This window comes from Streptomyces sp. PA03-6a (assembly GCF_033792765.1).
In the GTDB taxonomy this organism is placed as follows: domain Bacteria; phylum Actinomycetota; class Actinomycetes; order Streptomycetales; family Streptomycetaceae; genus Actinacidiphila.
The window spans coordinates 1-622 of the sequence record NZ_JARAVK010000624.1 but is presented as its reverse complement, the minus strand read 5'-3'; the positions used below and the strand labels follow the sequence as shown (position 1 = coordinate 622).

Here is a 622-nt window from a genome sequence, read left to right as displayed (position 1 = left end):
CTGAGACCTGATGCCGAGCCGATTGTGGTGAAGTGGATGATCCTATGCTGTCGAGAAAAGCCTCTAGCGAGTTTCATGGCGGCCCGTACCCTAAACCGACTCAGGTGGTCAGGTAGAGAATACCGAGGCGTTCGGGTGAACTGTGGTTAAGGAACTCGGCAAAATGCCCCCGTAACTTCGGGAGAAGGGGGGCCATTGCTGGTGAGGGGACTTGCTCCCTGAGCTGGTGGTGGCCGCAGAGACCAGCGAGAAGCGACTGTTTACTAAAAACACAGGTCCGTGCGAAGCCGTAAGGCGATGTATACGGACTGACGCCTGCCCGGTGCTGGAACGTTAAGGGGACCGGTTAGCTCCATTTCGGTGGGGCGAAGCTGAGAACTTAAGCGCCAGTAAACGGCGGTGGTAACTATAACCATCCTAAGGTAGCGAAATTCCTTGTCGGGTAAGTTCCGACCTGCACGAATGGCGTAACGACTTCTCGACTGTCTCAACCACAGGCCCGGTGAAATTGCACTACGAGTAAAGATGCTCGTTTCGCGCAGCAGGACGGAAAGACCCCGGGACCTTTACTACAGCTTGATATTGGTGTTCGGTTCGGCTTGTGTAGGATAGGTGGGAGACT

At 55.0% G+C, this 622-nt stretch carries 1 rRNA gene; it reads left to right on the top strand.

The window, feature by feature from the left end:
• Nucleotides 1-622, top strand: a 23S ribosomal RNA gene (locus PV350_RS46940); the annotation flags it as partial.